Genomic DNA, 14,350 nt, shown 5'->3' with positions numbered 1-14,350 from the left:
TATTATTAGTATTTTTATTGAGCGATTAGTCTACCAAAATATGATTACTTTGCTAGTGTAAATTTGGTCTAATAATACGCTATTTTATTTTTTCTATAAAAAAGCCGACATATTTGTCGGCTTTTATCGATACATTTATTAGTTTAAGCGGCCATGCCAGCTTTTAACTTATTTAACGCATTTTTTTCTAATTGGCGTACACGTTCTGCAGATATTTCATATTTATCGGCTAACTCTTGCAATGTGCTTTTTTCGTCATTTAACCAACGTGTTTTCACGATATCTTGACTACGATCATCAAGGGTAATTAATGCGTTCATTAACCGTTTGTTCGCATGATCTTCCCAGTTTTGATCTTCTACTTCAGTCGCTAGATCAGATTGTTTATCTTCTAAATACTGAGCAGGAGAAAAATTACCCGATCCCATGGCACTATCATCATCGTCAGAAGACAACTCAAACGCTTGATCTTGGCTAGTCATACGAGATTCCATCTCTAACACATCTTTTTCACTTACACCGAGTGTTTCTGCAACATTAGAGATTTCATCGTTACTAAACCAACCTAAACGCTTTTTATTTTTTCGTAAATTAAAAAATAATTTACGTTGCGCTTTGGTCGTTGCAACTTTAACAATACGCCAGTTTTTCAAAACAAATTCATGAATTTCAGCTTTAATCCAATGAACAGCAAATGAAACAAGTCGCACACCGACTTCAGGATTAAAACGTTTAACGGCTTTCATCAAGCCGACATTACCTTCTTGGATTAAATCAGCTTGTGGTAAGCCATAACCTGCATAACCTTTAGCGACATGGATAACAAAGCGTAAATGCGACATAATTAATTCTTGCGCCGCTTGTAGATCATTTTCTGCATATAAACGAGTTGCAAGATCATGTTCACGCTCAGCTGTTAGCATAGGAATGCTATAAGCAGATTGCATATATGATTCAATACTGCCGCTTTGTGGAACCGTTAGCGCCATACTTTGAATATTATCACTCATTTATTTAAACCCTTTTCTTTACCTAGCTCGCGATAATAACACGAAGCTTTTCTCTGATCGAGTATTTACTGCAATCAACATAACGTACTAGACAGGACGATACAATAAATGCTTTCATAGATACGAAAAATAATGTGTGTAAATTTGTAAAATAAAATAGATTTTTAAAGAAATTACAAGATGTTGACTACTAAAATTACATATTTATTAAATTTTAATGTATTGAGGTGTTATTTTGTATTCTTACATAGCTAGACAGCCTATTTTAGATATTAACAAGAATGTTATCGCTTATGAGCTATTATTTCGTGATGGCAAAAGCAATAGTTTCCCAAATATTGATCCCAATTTAGCCACATCAAATATTCTTACTAATAACCATTTAACCTTAGGGGTAGAACAAGTTACAGGTGACTTACCTGCCTATATTAATTTTCATGCTATTACCCTTATACGTCGCTTTCCAAACTTTCTCGATCCTAAAAAAGTTGTCATTGAAATTTTAGAAGACCTCGAAATTTCCAACAAACTTGTCGAAGCAGTAAAACAACTTAAAGAAAAAGGTTATACCTTAGCATTAGATGACTTTGATTTTGATCCGAAATGGGATGTTTTATTACCCTATATTGACATTATTAAAGTAGACGTTTTAGTTTTTTCTTTATTAGAAATAAGTAAATTTATTCGCAGACTTCCTGATACTAACGTGACATTACTTGCGGAAAAAGTTGAAACGTTAGAACAATATGAAAAACTAAAAATGTTAGGATTTACTTTGTTTCAAGGGTATTTTTTTGCCAAACCAGAAATGTTAAAACAACGCAAAATCACTACCACTAAACAAAATATATTAGACCTTATCGGTCAAGCGAGCAAAGCTGAATTAGATAATGAAGTGATCGGGGATATTTTCAGCTTGGATCCTGGCTTAACCTATAAATTATTGCGTTTTATCAATAGCCCTACCTATGGCAATAATCAAGAAATCACCTCTTTAAGACACGCACTTATTTATATCGGTGAACTTGAATTAAAGAAATTTATCACCTTGTTAGCTTTATCCGATTTAAATGCTGGGAAGTGTGATGAAATCATGCGCTTGTCATTAATTCGGGCAAAATTTTGTGAACTTATTTCGCAAACTAAGTTAGATGAAGAAAACCCACCCAAGGCTTTTCTCACCGGAATACTGTCTTTAATTGATGGCGTTTTAGACCATGATTTGGAATATGTATTAAATGCCTTGCCTATTCACCCAGAGATTAAATCAGCATTACGTAATGAAGACAATTACTTAAATGATTATTTAACGTTAGCTAAACTGATTGAAAAAGGATGTTGGCAAGAATGTGAAGCACTAACAAACAAAATAGATTTAACAACAGACTATTGTTTTGAAACTTACCAAGAGTCGCTTGCGTGGGCAGATGGTATGTTATCTGATCAATAAACTAGATTCTCAAATTAATCTGCCGTTGGCTCTATGGCTCGAATATGTTTTCTAACGGAAATATAACTGCCTGTTAGCCCGAGTAATACCGCAAAAGAAATTAAAATAAACATTTCAAAAGCATCTAGTCCAATTAATTGAAAATCACTTTGGTATAAATCCGTAAGATTGAGCAATGCGCCCGTAAAGTATTGCGCTAAAACCGCAACACATATAACCGCGACAACACCACCTAGCACACCATACCAAACGCCTGAGTATAAAAAAGGGCGTTGAATAAAGCTATCGGTTGCGCCAACAAGTTTCATCACGGCAATGGCGTCTTTTTGATTTAAAATTGCCAAACGTATGGTGTTACCAATAATTAAAACCACCGATAAACACAGTAATATCGCAATACCGGTAACAATATCTTCAATGAGTTGGGTAATTGCTTCTAATCTCGTTAACCATTCTAAATCTAACTTACCTTGCTCCACTTCTCGTTCATTTGATAACTTTTGAAGGAGTTCTCGTGCCGCTTGAGTTTTACTGGCGCGTTGAGTTGGCGTCACCAGGATAGTGGCAGGTAAAGGGTTTGATGATAAATACTCAAGCGCATCACCAAAACCTGATAATTCTTTAAATTCTTTTAGTGCACTGTCTGCTGAAATATATTTCACTTCCGCCACTTCAGGATATAAATTGATACGCTGGACAAGGTTTTTTGCCGCTTTATCATCAACCGATAGCTTTAAAAATAAACTAATTTCTGAAGCAGAATCCCACTGCTGTGAAATAGCTTTGGCATTTTTTACAAACAAGTGCAACGTCGCAGGTAAGGTTAAACTTATCCCGAGAACCAAGACTGTCATTACTGAAGTGAAAGGTGTACGCCATAAATCACCTAAACTACCAATACTTTGTTGTAAATGACGAATAAATCGAGCAGCAATTTTCGCAATGATATTAGGTTTATCAGATTGATGTTGTGAAAAATTACCCGCAGTAAACTTCGTCACTTTATTCTCCTCTTAAACCTTCAAGCAAACCATCATTAATCATAGAACCTTGTTTGAGCGTTAAAGTGCGATATTTTAATCGAGCAATTAGCCCTAAATCATGAGTAGCAATCAAGACTGCTACACCCATGTCGTTGAATTCTTCGAATAATTTTATGATATCAAGAGAGAGTTTAGGGTCGAGATTCCCCGTAGGTTCATCTGCTAATAAAATAGGAGGCTTGTTGACCAAAGCACGCGCAATACCGACTCGCTGTTGTTCGCCACCAGAAAGCATATTTGGAAAACAACGCGATTTAGCCGATAAATGGACTTTATCTAAAGCTGCATCCACTCGTTTCTTGGTTTCTTTATGACTGTAACCTTCAATAATTAACGGTAGCGCAACGTTATCAAACACAGTACGGTCCATCAGCAAGTTATGGTTTTGAAAAATCATTCCAATGCCACGTCTTACATAAGGAATTTGTTGATAAGTCACCGTCGATAAATCGACGTCATTAATGATAACCTGACCGCTAGTAGGTTTTTCCATCAAACTCATCAATTTTAATAACGTACTTTTACCCGCGCCAGAATGCCCCGTTAAAAATGCCATTTCTCCAGCAGCTAAACTAAAGCTGACATTATTTAGCGCGATAAAGCCACCAGGATAAGTTTTATTGACGTGATTAAAACGGATCATTAATTAAGTTCTTATGTTTTATTGCCTAAAGGGGCAGCTTGCGCATTATTATCAACAAATAATGCATCGATAAAATCTGTGCCATTAAATGGTCTTAAGTCATCAATACCTTCACCAACCCCTAAATAACGAATGGGCATTTTGTATTTATCTGCTACGGCAAAAACGACACCGCCTTTCGCGGTTCCATCCAATTTTGTTAACGTTAATCCCGTTAAGCCAACCGCTTCATCAAATAATTGTGTCTGACTTAAGGCGTTTTGCCCTGTTCCGGCATCTATGGTTAACATAACTTCATGTGGTGCATGCTCATCTAATTTCTTCATCACTCGTACTACTTTTTTGAGCTCTTCCATCAGATGATTTTTATTTTGTAAGCGTCCAGCGGTATCCGCTATTAATACATCAGCTTTTCGTGCTTTGGCGGCACTAATGGCATCAAAAATCACTGAGGCACTATCAGCACCAGTATGTTGGGCAATAACTGGAATATCATTTCGCTCTCCCCATACTTGCAATTGTTCTACCGCAGCGGCTCTGAAAGTATCTCCAGCAGCTAACATCACAGACTTGCCTTGTGCTTGAAATTGTTTGGCTAATTTACCTATCGTGGTTGTTTTACCAACGCCATTTACCCCAACCATTAGAATAACAAAAGGGCCTTCGCCTTCAGGAATTTCAAGTGGTTGACTCACCGGCTCGATGATTTTTTGTAATTCAACTTTTAAAAGCTCATATAACGATTCAGCATCTTTTAACTGTCGACGAGAAGCCGAGTCAGTTAACGAGTTAATAATTTTAGTTGTGGTTTCAACACCAACATCGGCAAGTAACAAATGCGTTTCTAATTCTTCGAAAAGCTCATCATCAATTTTTTTACCCCGAAATAAATCAAAGACTCCACCGCCTAAATTTTGTCGGGTTTTAGATAAACCTTGCTTTAATCGTGCAAAGAAGCCAGTTTTGGGCTCTGGCTCTGGCTCTGGCTCTGGCTCTGGCTCTGGCTCTGGCTCTGGCTCTGGCTCTGGCTCTGGCTCTGGCAGGCTATCTTCAACCTTTGGACATGATGCATCAACGGCATCCTGTTGTTTTTCAATAGTTTCTAATTGATCTTCAGAATTATTTTCAACGGAGTCTTGCTCATGTTCTTGGCTTGTTTCTTCAACCAACGCTCCGGTCGATTCTTCTTTTTGACCACCAAGGCCTAACCAAGAAAACATACCTTTCTTTTTCGACATACGATTATTTCTTTCTCTGCATTATGAATAGTTGTAGTCATAACGCGTTAAACAAGGATAAAATTGGATAATAACACCTAAACTGCTGACAAAAAACTAAAGTAGCTCAACTTATGCGCAAAACAAGAAATCATGCTTCAAAAGGCTCTCAAAAAGCCAAAGCTACCGGTAATATTCGCATAATTGCGGGCAAGCATCGTGGAAGAAAACTTCCTGTGCTAATGTCAGAGGGTTTACGACCAACAACGGATAGAGTAAAAGAAACAGTTTTTAACTGGTTAATGCCTTACATTCAGCAAAGTCATTGTTTAGATTGTTTTGCTGGGGCAGGAAGTTTAGGGTTTGAAGCCCTATCTAGAGGGGCCAAGCAAGTCACTTTAATCGAACTTGACAAAAATGCCGCGAAACAATTGCAACAGAATAAAGCCTTACTGAATGCCGATAATATCGACATTCATCAAACCAATGTTTTAAATTATTTAGCCGCTAAACCAAGGGGAAAATTTGACATTATTTTTATCGACCCGCCCTTTAGGAAAGGGTTAGCCGAACAAGTTATCAACCGACTTAATGATCATTGGTTAGCCAAGGATGCTTTAATTTATATTGAAATGGAAAGTGAAAACAATCAGGTTTTAATACCAGATCATTGGACATTACTAAAAGAAAAAACTGCTGGACAAGTGAGTTATCGTTTATACCGCAATGATGAAGAGTAACTGAAAACAATGAGTTAGCATTTCATAATCGGCTAACTCATTGCAACTAAATTTATGGTAACGGCGTTAGTTTCAAATCATGAAAATCAAAGCTAAAATCAGTGAACTTAGATACAGCTTTCATGGTCGCAAAATTGATTGACCCATCTTCACGCAAATTAAAGTTAACGAAGGCATCGGCTTCTAACGTTCTATCCTGCCAATGAACAATAAAAGTATTATGCTGATAATGCGTTAAAGTACCAGTTAATTGAGCTGTTTTACTAAATTGCATATGAAGCTGTTTACCATCAAAAGTAATATCTATATTGCCATACCAATTATCTTGATAGGTTTGCGCGTATTCTGCGAGTGGTAACGATGGCTTTGAGTCTTTAGCTATTTTTTTCGACTCCTGCGCCAAGCGAGCTTTTTCTTTCGCGGTACGTTTTTCTTGAATAGCTTGGTAGTGTTTTACCCAATCTGTATCACTGATGTTTAAATAGCGGTGTAAAATGGTATTGGCAATCGCATTAAAAGCATAGCCCGATTGCTGATTAGTTAGAATCACCAAGGCTAGGTTCTCTTCAGGTACCATGACGACTTTTGAAATCATCCCTAAAATACCACCGGTATGTTGCACGAGTTTAACCCCATGATAATCTTTGAGATCCCAGCCTAAGCCATAAGCAGAAAAATGAGTTTTGTCATTTTTCATCGCACTTTCAGAAACCGTTTTTAAAGTATGCGCTTGCCACATTTTTCGACTTTGCTGCGGACTAAATAATCGGGCTTCTTTACCATTTATTTGATACACACCACGATTTAACTGGGCTTTTAACCATAGCGACATATCATTTACACTAGAAGCAACCGACGCCGCTGAATGAAATTTTTCTAAAAAGTTACCACCAACTACGTTAATCTCTCCATTTAAAGGTACGTGCGCACGAGCAACATTTGCGTTGGTTTTTTCTATTAGCGAAAATTTAGACCTAGTAGTTGTCATACCAAGCGGAGTGAAAATATTTTGTTGTATATTTTCTTCCCAAGATCGCCCCGTAACACGTGCGATAATTTCACCCGCGATGATATACATTAAGTTATCGTAGGCATATTCACTGCGAAAACTCGACACCTCAGGCAGATATTTAATCCCTTTAATAATATCGTCTATGGTATGGGTTGTTTCTGGCCAAATCATTAAATCACCGGCACCTAACCCTAAACCACTATTGTGTGATAATAAATCTACAAGGGTAAATTCGCGCGTAACATAAGCGTTGGGCATTTGAAATTCGGGAATAATATCAATGACTTTAGTTTTCCAAGATAATTTACCTTGATCAACTAATTGTGCAATTAACGCTGAAGTCATGGCCTTAGTATTAGAAGCGATTCCAAATAATGTATCACTGTTTACTTTTGTAGGTTTACCATGCTCGATAACTCCAAATCCTTGGTTCATGACAACCTTATCGTCTTTGATAATGGCGACAGCAACTCCAGGCACCTGAAACACTGCCATTGCTTGAGAGATAACGTCCTTTATCCGATGATTATGTTGCACGTTTGATTGTGCATTACTCGTAAATGGCCAGATAACAAATACAACAGCAATCGATAATAATTTGATGAATTTCAAAATTATTCCTCTTTTATTTTTTTTAAAAGAAAATAACCAAATTTTATTTAAAAAACCAGTAATTCTTTCAATATTAAAATGAGATAAGGAAACTTTATATCCTCGTCAACAATGACTCAACCTTTCAAAAAAGTTATGAGGAGATCAGCTAAATTTTACAACGATTGATTTTAAAGTGTATTGAATCATTAACTCACTACCTATCATTAAAAAGGACTTATTGAATTTCAATACCTAAGTTTGATAAGCCTTGTTCAGACACGATATTTTTTAATGCTTTGATAGTCGCTTTATTTTCTGGGGAATTTTTCACAAAATCAAAAAGCTCATTTTGAGTCGCCACTTCCCATTCCATCAACGGGTGAGCTTGAATATCTTGTTGCGATATTTCTTCAGTCTCAGCAGAGTTCTGCTCATCCAGTGCTTGTGTTAAACAAAGCTCCACATAAAAATGAACACTGTTTTGCGACAAACGTGAAATATTGTCAAAGCCTTCATCTTCATTAGTTTGCATTGCTTGCAATAAAGACATGACAGCCATAGTTACATCTAATGCAGGATAAACCCCAAAAAAATCGAATGCTTGTGGATCTGGTACCTGTTCTTCAAGCTTTAATAATTGCGCATCGTAGTTGATTTTAACTTTTTGACTTTTATCTAATCGTTGCCAGATAAGGTCGAGCTGATTACGTATTAACTGATAGTTTCCAAAGCCAGAGTTTTCCGCAAACATTTCGTAGTTGGGCAACATACGTTCAATTAACGTTGCACCAAAAGCAATGTTTTGCCATTGCGATAATTTTGTAAAAGGAAGGTGAATGGGCACAAATATTTCCTATTCTGAAAAAACTGCCTCGATTATAACCAGTCGTGAAAAATAAAGTTATTTTTTTGCCAATTCTTTTTGTGCATATTCAAATCGTAACCGGTATTCAGTTAATTTCGTTTCTAGCTCTGCAACTTGTTGTTCAAGCTTCTGAGATAGCTCGGTATTCTCGTCTCGTAGATATTTGATAGTATCGCGTGCTTTATTGTACTCAACTTCTTGTTTATCTCTTTTTTCTATTTGCGCGAGATGACGCTGCTGATTTTGTTCGATATTTATTGTTGCTTGCTCGAGATCTTTCGTTAAGTTTTCAGTCATCACTCGATAATGTTCAATCTCTTGCTTCGCTTGCTCATTCGAAGCGGTTAAAGTGTCACAATTTTCCTGAAGTTGTGCCAATGCTTGAGTATTTTTGCTGAGTTGTTCGTCATTAACCATAATTCGCTGAGCCATTTCAGCAAGCTGCTCTTCAGCTTTTTGCTGTCGTTGATTATTGGCACTTTCTTGTTCTGCTAATTGTTGTTTTTGTTGCTCGACAGTTTTTTGCAATTGATGGTGATTTTGCTGCAATTCGTCATGTTCCACTTGTAATGCTGAAAAACTTTGTTGTTGTTCATTAAAATGACTTTCACTGGTACTGAGAGCTGTCGTCGCTGTTGCAAGTTGTTCATTAAGTTTATCGCAAGCTTCCTGTAATTTATGCTGCTCTGATTGCAAGGAAAGGTAACTCTGTTCTTGTTCTATAAGATTACTTTCACTAGTTTTAAGTGAGGCAATTGCGGTTTCAAGCTGGTCAGAAAGTTTCTCATTATCTTTTTGTAATGCATTAATTTGAGCATTTTTTTCAGCGGTTTGTTTATCGCTTTTACTTTTAGCTTCACTGAGATCTTGAAGTTTCTGATCAAACATTTGTTGCTTGCTCGCAAGAGTATTTTCTAACTCCTGAAGCTGTGCTGTTTGTTGGTCAACATTTTGCTGTAAGGACTGATTGTGTTCTTCGAGCTCTGACAGTTGTGTATGAAGTTTATCAATTAACGCTTGGCTCTGTTGCTGATCCGCTGTCGCTTGGTCAACTTGTTGCTTAAAGACTAATTCTCGTTGTTGATATTCCGTTAAGGCAAGCTTATTACTTGAACTGTTTTGCGTTTGTTCCGCTTTAATGTGTGCTAGTTCAGCTAAAGTGATATTCAGTTGATTTTGCAAGTCAGAAATTTGTTGATTCTGAACATCTAATGTCGCCGATTTCGCTTGTGCATTTTTTTGCGATGTTTTTTCTGATTCACGCAACGAGGTCAATTCTGTCAGTTGTGCTTGTGTAACATCTTCTGATTGAATAATTTGCTTTTGTTGCTGTTTATTTGTTGCGGTTAATTGTTTAACTTTTTCCAAAAGATTGGCGTTTTCAGCCATTTTTTCTTGTAACGCCGATTCTGTATCCGTTAATTTGACTTCATTAAACTCAGCATTATTTGTAATAATTTGCTGTTGCTCTTGAACAGTGTTTTCTAATACTTTTGACTTTTCTTGAAATTCTTTTGTGTTGTTATTCAGAGTGGTTTCTAAGGCTGAATTTTTGCTTTTTTCTGAGTTAAGCTGTTCTACAATAGCTTGATATTGAGGGTGTTTTGCGATGACTTCGTCGGTAATTTCATTAATTTGTTGCTGACCGAGAAAAAAGTTAGTAACTTTTTCTTCTATTTGAACATAAATTTCACCAGCAAGAGATTGAATTTTATCATCTAATTCTTTAGGGATTTTGTTCTTTTCAACCATTCAAGCCTCAGAAAAGTTAATTGCTTTCACTAAAACTAGCATAGCTTAACACAATAAAAAAGGGAGCGTTTAAGCTCCCTTTTTAGCAAACATTTTCAATGAAGGCTTATTTTGCTTCTTCAGCTTTAACTACACTGTATTGAATACCGCTAACTTTCACCGGATTTTCACTAGCATTGCGAAGTTGAGCTAAACGATTTACTTGGCCTGCAGACGCTAACATGGCGTGAATTGGCATAAATAAACCTGACTTATAGAACTCTAATGCTTTTTCATCACTTAAACCGTGAAGTTTTTCTTCGTTGATACCGAAAATACCAACCAGTTTTTTCTTCTCTTCATTATTGAAAGCAATATTAAGTTCTAATTCTTGTAATAAATCATTTTCTAATAAGATTTTAACAAAATTTTCATTCGCAACTTCATTGTCATACAAACGACCTAATTGCTCCTGAATTCCTTTGAAGTATTCTGTGTCATTACCATCTGCATCGAATAACGCCTGATCTTTATCTTCACCGACAAAAGGGCTATCTAAATCGATACAAGCTGTTAAGGTTTTTTCTTTTTCAGGATCTAATCCTAATGAAAATGGCACCATTGAAATAGAGTGTGGAATATAAATGGCCTGCCATTTTTTCTCTTCGTGATATAAGTTTTCACCGGCTTCTAACCCTAACATGACTACGGTACGGTAACGCTCAGAATCAGGATCTTTGATTAAAACAATAGGATAACTAGTGGAAGCTTGAGGGAATTCACGCACGTTAATTGGCGCAATATGTTGATTGGCAACATGTGATAAATCACGTTGGTTGGCAACTTTTAAATTTTGATGTTGCTCTTTTTTAATGGCTACTATATTCATATTTTAATTCACTCTAACTTTTTTGAAATTTTTTCTGTCTATATTTAGGACTATTGAACTAATTATTTTTAACAGATCTTATAATGTGAAATAAGTTATGGAGACGATGGTTAATGCTTTCAATAGTGAATAATTAAAAATATAATAAATATTGATCAAAATTTACTGATTCATGAAAACAAACCAGCGAATAAACCTGATAACGTGGTGAATTAAAATGATTTTTACATTTAACTCAGTTCAAAAAAATAAGATAGGTTTATCATCAGTGATTATGACTTTATTGAGTTTTTTGTGCTTTTTTTATGCAATCTCGGCGTTTAGCCAAGCAAGAATTAAAGTGATAAATGGTCATAACGCTGAAGGGTTCGCACGCACACAAATTAAAAATGAAACCACCAAAGAACTGGCCTGTTGGGTTGCGATTGATGGTTTTAAGGCAAAATTTCGATTACCGCCGGCCGCAACTTCACGGTGGTTTACGGCCAATGATACGCGCTACAGCTATGCTAATTTCAGTAGTTGGTGCGACAATATTGAATTTCACCCTCAATATAAAAATTACCCTAATGGCGGTCAAGTCTTTGGTTAATTTAACCATTTAAAGAGATAGATCATTATAAAGCCACCCGTTAATAAGAAAATAAAACCAAAAACAACGGCAAAATCTTTCATCGGAGACTCCATTTCACGAACATCTATGAGTTCATAATAACGGCGCTGTTGACCATATTCTTCAACAAACCCTTCTCCTCGATAACTTCGAGTTAATAATAAACTTTCATCTAAACGAGCAATGTTATCAGCAATACGCTTTTTGCTTATCTCCCAGTCTTCTGCGAGCTCTCTTAGTGGTGACATTTGATAATGTTGATTAATTTCGCCTTCGTTAATTAACCCCATTGATTTGTATTGATATATTGAGTGAGGAAAAATGGTCGATGAGTTTCCTATAATGACAAAAGCAACACCCAAAACAATCAGCATGGCTGCCAAAATATAGCTACGACGCATCTTTAATTTTTTAGCAGCTCTTTGAGACTCAATTTTCACGGCAATTTCGGGTAAATGTTGCAAATTTTCTTGTAAATACGACATGCTCAAACTATCAATTAAAGTGAATACATCAATCTCAAACGCGCCCGCTATTTTTGATATCACGTCAAACGAAGGAGAGCCTTTCTCATTTTCTAATTTGGATAAATAAGATTGTTCAATGTGCGCTTTTTCTGCTAATTCTGGTTGCGTTAAACCAGCATCCTGACGGAGTTGTTTTATTTTTTCACCAAGTTTCATTGTTTGTTCCTTTTGCTTGAATCAATTGAATTTCAAGCGAATTCTTATTCATCATATCAGGAATATAAAGATGAATATGCTGAGATACTCATGAATATTTTATAACATTCAGCGTGTGAGTTCTTCATGCTGCCAAACTACACTAAAAACATAGATAAATTAAAAGCCTAACAATAGCCGATAAAAATGTAACCGCTTTCAAAATGTTTTTGTTATCTGCTGACATCAAGTTTGATTCAAGCTACTATCTATAGAGAATCACTATTTGCTTTGAGCACGTTATGGATCGTCTTCTCTTTAATACCTTTGATTTGGCACTACTTATCACCATTTATCAGTGCACTCTTTTTGCTCTATTTTTAATCTTACTCAAGAAAGGTAAAAGACAAAGTAATATTTTATTGGCATTATTTTTACTCTCTTATGCTGCCATCCCTCTTGATACATTAATTAATTTTGGTGCTGCGTTTAGACAATTCGCCATGGATTTTTCGCCCAATATTTTTTATATCTTCGGAATGGCCTATTGGATAGAAGCGGTGTTACTACTATTTTTTGTCCGGTCTTTAATCTATAAAAACTTCTCCTTACAACCCAAAGACATATTATATTTCTTACCTTTTCTTATTTTTGCAGCCCATGATATTCACGATTGGCATTTGCTTGACTCACAAACAAAGTTTTTGATTTTAGAGGGTTATCAATTAGCCAACGAGCCTGCTTATACGCGTTATATCAATTTATTTAGAGAATGCTTTAGAACATTTTGTGGTGTGCTTTGTATAGTAGAACTTCATCGTTATCAAAAACACATTAAAAACGAGTTTGCTGATATTGAAGCAATAGATTTAACCTGGCTCAAAATATTAGTGATTGGCTTTTTAGTCATTAGGGTACAAGCGATAATCACGACATTAGGCTTTATGACCTCGATTGATTTACACATCAATATTAATTATGCCTTAATCGGCCAAATATCTAATTTTATGGTGATGTTTTTGATCAGCTTTTTAATGTTTTATAGCTTAGGCTTCTCAAGTGTATTCAAAGGTATTGAAAACAAAGAAAAAGTAATAGAAAAAGATCCGATTGATTTAGCTCAAGTGGCAAAAATAGAAACGTTTATGCGTGAAAAAAAGCCTTATTTAAATCATTTGTTAAATTTGGAAAACTTATCAATGCAGTTACAAATGCCTGCCAGAAACTTATCGCAAATTATTAACCGTCATTTCAAACAAAACTTTTTTGAATTTATCAATCGATATCGTATTGAAGAGAGTAAGTATTTATTACAGCAAGAAGAAAATAGAAAAGTCACTATGCTCGACATTATGGATCAGGCGGGTTTTAATTCTAAGGCAACGTTTAATACTTTTTTCAAAAAAAGTGTCGGATTAACACCGACACAATATCGAAAAGAGCAGCTAAAGTGATTCATCAAAAATAATGTTAAAACCGCCATAAATTAATCGCTTACCATCAAATGGCATCGGATTTTCTTCTGGATTCATCCGAGGGTCTTCCATCATTGCTTGCCAACCAGCATCACGAACTTCTTTTGAAGGCCAAATAACCGATGAAAACACCACCGTCTCGTCAGCTTGGCACTTAACCGACATAGGGAAAGACGTGACTTCACCTTCAGGAACATCATCTCCCCAACCTTCGGTTATTTTTAGCGCTCCGTGATCTTTAAATACCTTAGCGGTTAATTTTGCGTGGGTTAAATACTGATCTTTATTTTTAGTCGGTACTGCTGCGACAAAACCATCCATATAAGCCATTTTCAATCTCCTCAATTGTTACATTCGCATTTATGTTTAGCGGGATAGCTAAAGTTGCTTTCAGTATTGTTGTTAA

14 protein-coding genes are annotated in these 14,350 nt (G+C 35.9%); 4 read left to right on the top strand and 10 right to left on the bottom strand.

Annotated features, from left to right (window positions below; translation table 11 throughout):
- Window positions 1-143: 143 nt before the first annotated feature.
- Window positions 144-1,010 carry an RNA polymerase sigma factor RpoH gene (rpoH, locus tag RM573_RS12380; protein WP_311582403.1) on the bottom strand — a complete coding sequence of 289 codons (867 nt, stop codon included), beginning with the start codon at window positions 1,008-1,010 and terminating at the stop codon, window positions 144-146.
- Between the two features lie 235 nt (window positions 1,011-1,245).
- Between rpoH and RM573_RS12375 the strand changes: the two genes are divergently transcribed.
- A complete protein-coding gene (locus tag RM573_RS12375; protein WP_311582400.1) occupies window positions 1,246-2,460 on the top strand; it encodes an EAL and HDOD domain-containing protein in 1,215 nt (404 codons plus the stop codon).
- Window positions 2,461-2,474: 14 nt separating this feature from the next.
- Here the strand turns inward: RM573_RS12375 and ftsX are convergent, their stop codons facing one another.
- Genes ftsX through ftsY form a run of 3 tightly spaced genes read right to left on the bottom strand, consistent with a single transcriptional unit; the run spans window position 2,475 to window position 5,384 of the window.
- A complete protein-coding gene (gene ftsX / locus RM573_RS12370) occupies window positions 2,475-3,461 on the bottom strand; it encodes a permease-like cell division protein FtsX (RefSeq protein WP_311582395.1) in 987 nt (328 codons plus the stop codon).
- Window position 3,462: 1 nt separating this feature from the next.
- A complete protein-coding gene (ftsE, locus tag RM573_RS12365; protein ID WP_311582391.1) occupies window positions 3,463-4,146 on the bottom strand; it encodes a cell division ATP-binding protein FtsE in 684 nt (227 codons plus the stop codon).
- Between the two features lie 11 nt (window positions 4,147-4,157).
- A complete protein-coding gene (ftsY, locus tag RM573_RS12360) occupies window positions 4,158-5,384 on the bottom strand; it encodes a signal recognition particle-docking protein FtsY (RefSeq protein ID WP_311582388.1) in 1,227 nt (408 codons plus the stop codon).
- 113 nt (window positions 5,385-5,497) lie between these two features.
- Between ftsY and rsmD the strand changes: the two genes are divergently transcribed.
- Window positions 5,498-6,103 (top strand): 16S rRNA (guanine(966)-N(2))-methyltransferase RsmD, encoded by a 606-nt coding sequence (gene rsmD, locus RM573_RS12355; RefSeq protein ID WP_311582384.1) that lies wholly within the window; start codon window positions 5,498-5,500, stop codon window positions 6,101-6,103.
- Window positions 6,104-6,155: 52 nt separating this feature from the next.
- Here rsmD and RM573_RS12350 read toward each other — a convergent pair whose 3' ends face one another.
- The 4 genes from RM573_RS12350 to RM573_RS12335 form a co-directional block, all read right to left on the bottom strand.
- Window positions 6,156-7,727, bottom strand: a complete 1,572-nt coding sequence (locus RM573_RS12350; RefSeq protein ID WP_311582381.1) for a serine hydrolase — start codon at window positions 7,725-7,727, stop codon at window positions 6,156-6,158.
- 217 nt (window positions 7,728-7,944) lie between these two features.
- Complete coding sequence (locus RM573_RS12345) at window positions 7,945-8,553, bottom strand: YjaG family protein (RefSeq protein ID WP_311582377.1); 609 nt, start codon at window positions 8,551-8,553, stop codon at window positions 7,945-7,947.
- Window positions 8,554-8,610: 57 nt separating this feature from the next.
- Window positions 8,611-10,326: a hypothetical protein gene (locus RM573_RS12340; protein WP_311582372.1), complete on the bottom strand. Its 1,716-nt coding sequence runs from the start codon at window positions 10,324-10,326 to the stop codon at window positions 8,611-8,613.
- Between the two features lie 106 nt (window positions 10,327-10,432).
- Window positions 10,433-11,194 carry a SapC family protein gene (locus RM573_RS12335; protein ID WP_311582367.1) on the bottom strand — a complete coding sequence of 254 codons (762 nt, stop codon included), beginning with the start codon at window positions 11,192-11,194 and terminating at the stop codon, window positions 10,433-10,435.
- A gap of 217 nt (window positions 11,195-11,411) precedes the next feature.
- Between RM573_RS12335 and RM573_RS12330 the strand changes: the two genes are divergently transcribed.
- Window positions 11,412-11,786 carry a hypothetical protein gene (locus tag RM573_RS12330; RefSeq protein WP_311582364.1) on the top strand — a complete coding sequence of 125 codons (375 nt, stop codon included), beginning with the start codon at window positions 11,412-11,414 and terminating at the stop codon, window positions 11,784-11,786.
- Here the strand turns inward: RM573_RS12330 and RM573_RS12325 are convergent.
- Window positions 11,783-12,490: a helix-turn-helix domain-containing protein gene (locus tag RM573_RS12325; protein WP_311582361.1), complete on the bottom strand. Its 708-nt coding sequence runs from the start codon at window positions 12,488-12,490 to the stop codon at window positions 11,783-11,785. The genes RM573_RS12330 and RM573_RS12325 overlap by 4 nt on opposite strands.
- Before the next feature lie 281 nt (window positions 12,491-12,771).
- Here RM573_RS12325 and RM573_RS12320 point away from each other — a divergent pair, with 281 nt between their 5' ends.
- Window positions 12,772-13,923, top strand: a complete 1,152-nt coding sequence (locus tag RM573_RS12320) for a helix-turn-helix domain-containing protein (protein WP_311582358.1) — start codon at window positions 12,772-12,774, stop codon at window positions 13,921-13,923.
- Here RM573_RS12320 and RM573_RS12315 read toward each other — a convergent pair.
- Window positions 13,915-14,274, bottom strand: a complete 360-nt coding sequence (locus RM573_RS12315; RefSeq protein ID WP_311582356.1) for a DUF1428 domain-containing protein — start codon at window positions 14,272-14,274, stop codon at window positions 13,915-13,917. The genes RM573_RS12320 and RM573_RS12315 overlap by 9 nt on opposite strands.
- Window positions 14,275-14,350 lie beyond the last annotated feature (76 nt).

The sequence above is a fragment of the Thalassotalea castellviae genome, assembly GCF_031846185.1.
GTDB classification, from domain to species: Bacteria; Pseudomonadota; Gammaproteobacteria; order Enterobacterales; family Alteromonadaceae; genus Thalassotalea_H; species Thalassotalea_H castellviae.
This window is presented reverse-complemented; position numbering and strand designations above follow the sequence as displayed.

Coding starts and splice junctions, on each gene's coding strand:
- rsmD (WP_311582384.1), top strand. CDS start 5,498: ATGCGCAAAACAAGAAATCATGCTTCAAAAGGCTCTCAAAAAGCCAAA.
- RM573_RS12330 (WP_311582364.1), top strand. CDS start 11,412: ATGATTTTTACATTTAACTCAGTTCAAAAAAATAAGATAGGTTTATCA.
- RM573_RS12340 (WP_311582372.1), bottom strand. CDS start 10,326: ATGGTTGAAAAGAACAAAATCCCTAAAGAATTAGATGATAAAATTCAA.
- rpoH (WP_311582403.1), bottom strand. CDS start 1,010: ATGAGTGATAATATTCAAAGTATGGCGCTAACGGTTCCACAAAGCGGC.
- RM573_RS12315 (WP_311582356.1), bottom strand. CDS start 14,274: ATGGCTTATATGGATGGTTTTGTCGCAGCAGTACCGACTAAAAATAAA.
- RM573_RS12320 (WP_311582358.1), top strand. CDS start 12,772: ATGGATCGTCTTCTCTTTAATACCTTTGATTTGGCACTACTTATCACC.
- ftsY (WP_311582388.1), bottom strand. CDS start 5,384: ATGTCGAAAAAGAAAGGTATGTTTTCTTGGTTAGGCCTTGGTGGTCAA.
- RM573_RS12335 (WP_311582367.1), bottom strand. CDS start 11,194: ATGAATATAGTAGCCATTAAAAAAGAGCAACATCAAAATTTAAAAGTT.
- ftsE (WP_311582391.1), bottom strand. CDS start 4,146: ATGATCCGTTTTAATCACGTCAATAAAACTTATCCTGGTGGCTTTATC.
- RM573_RS12325 (WP_311582361.1), bottom strand. CDS start 12,490: ATGAAACTTGGTGAAAAAATAAAACAACTCCGTCAGGATGCTGGTTTA.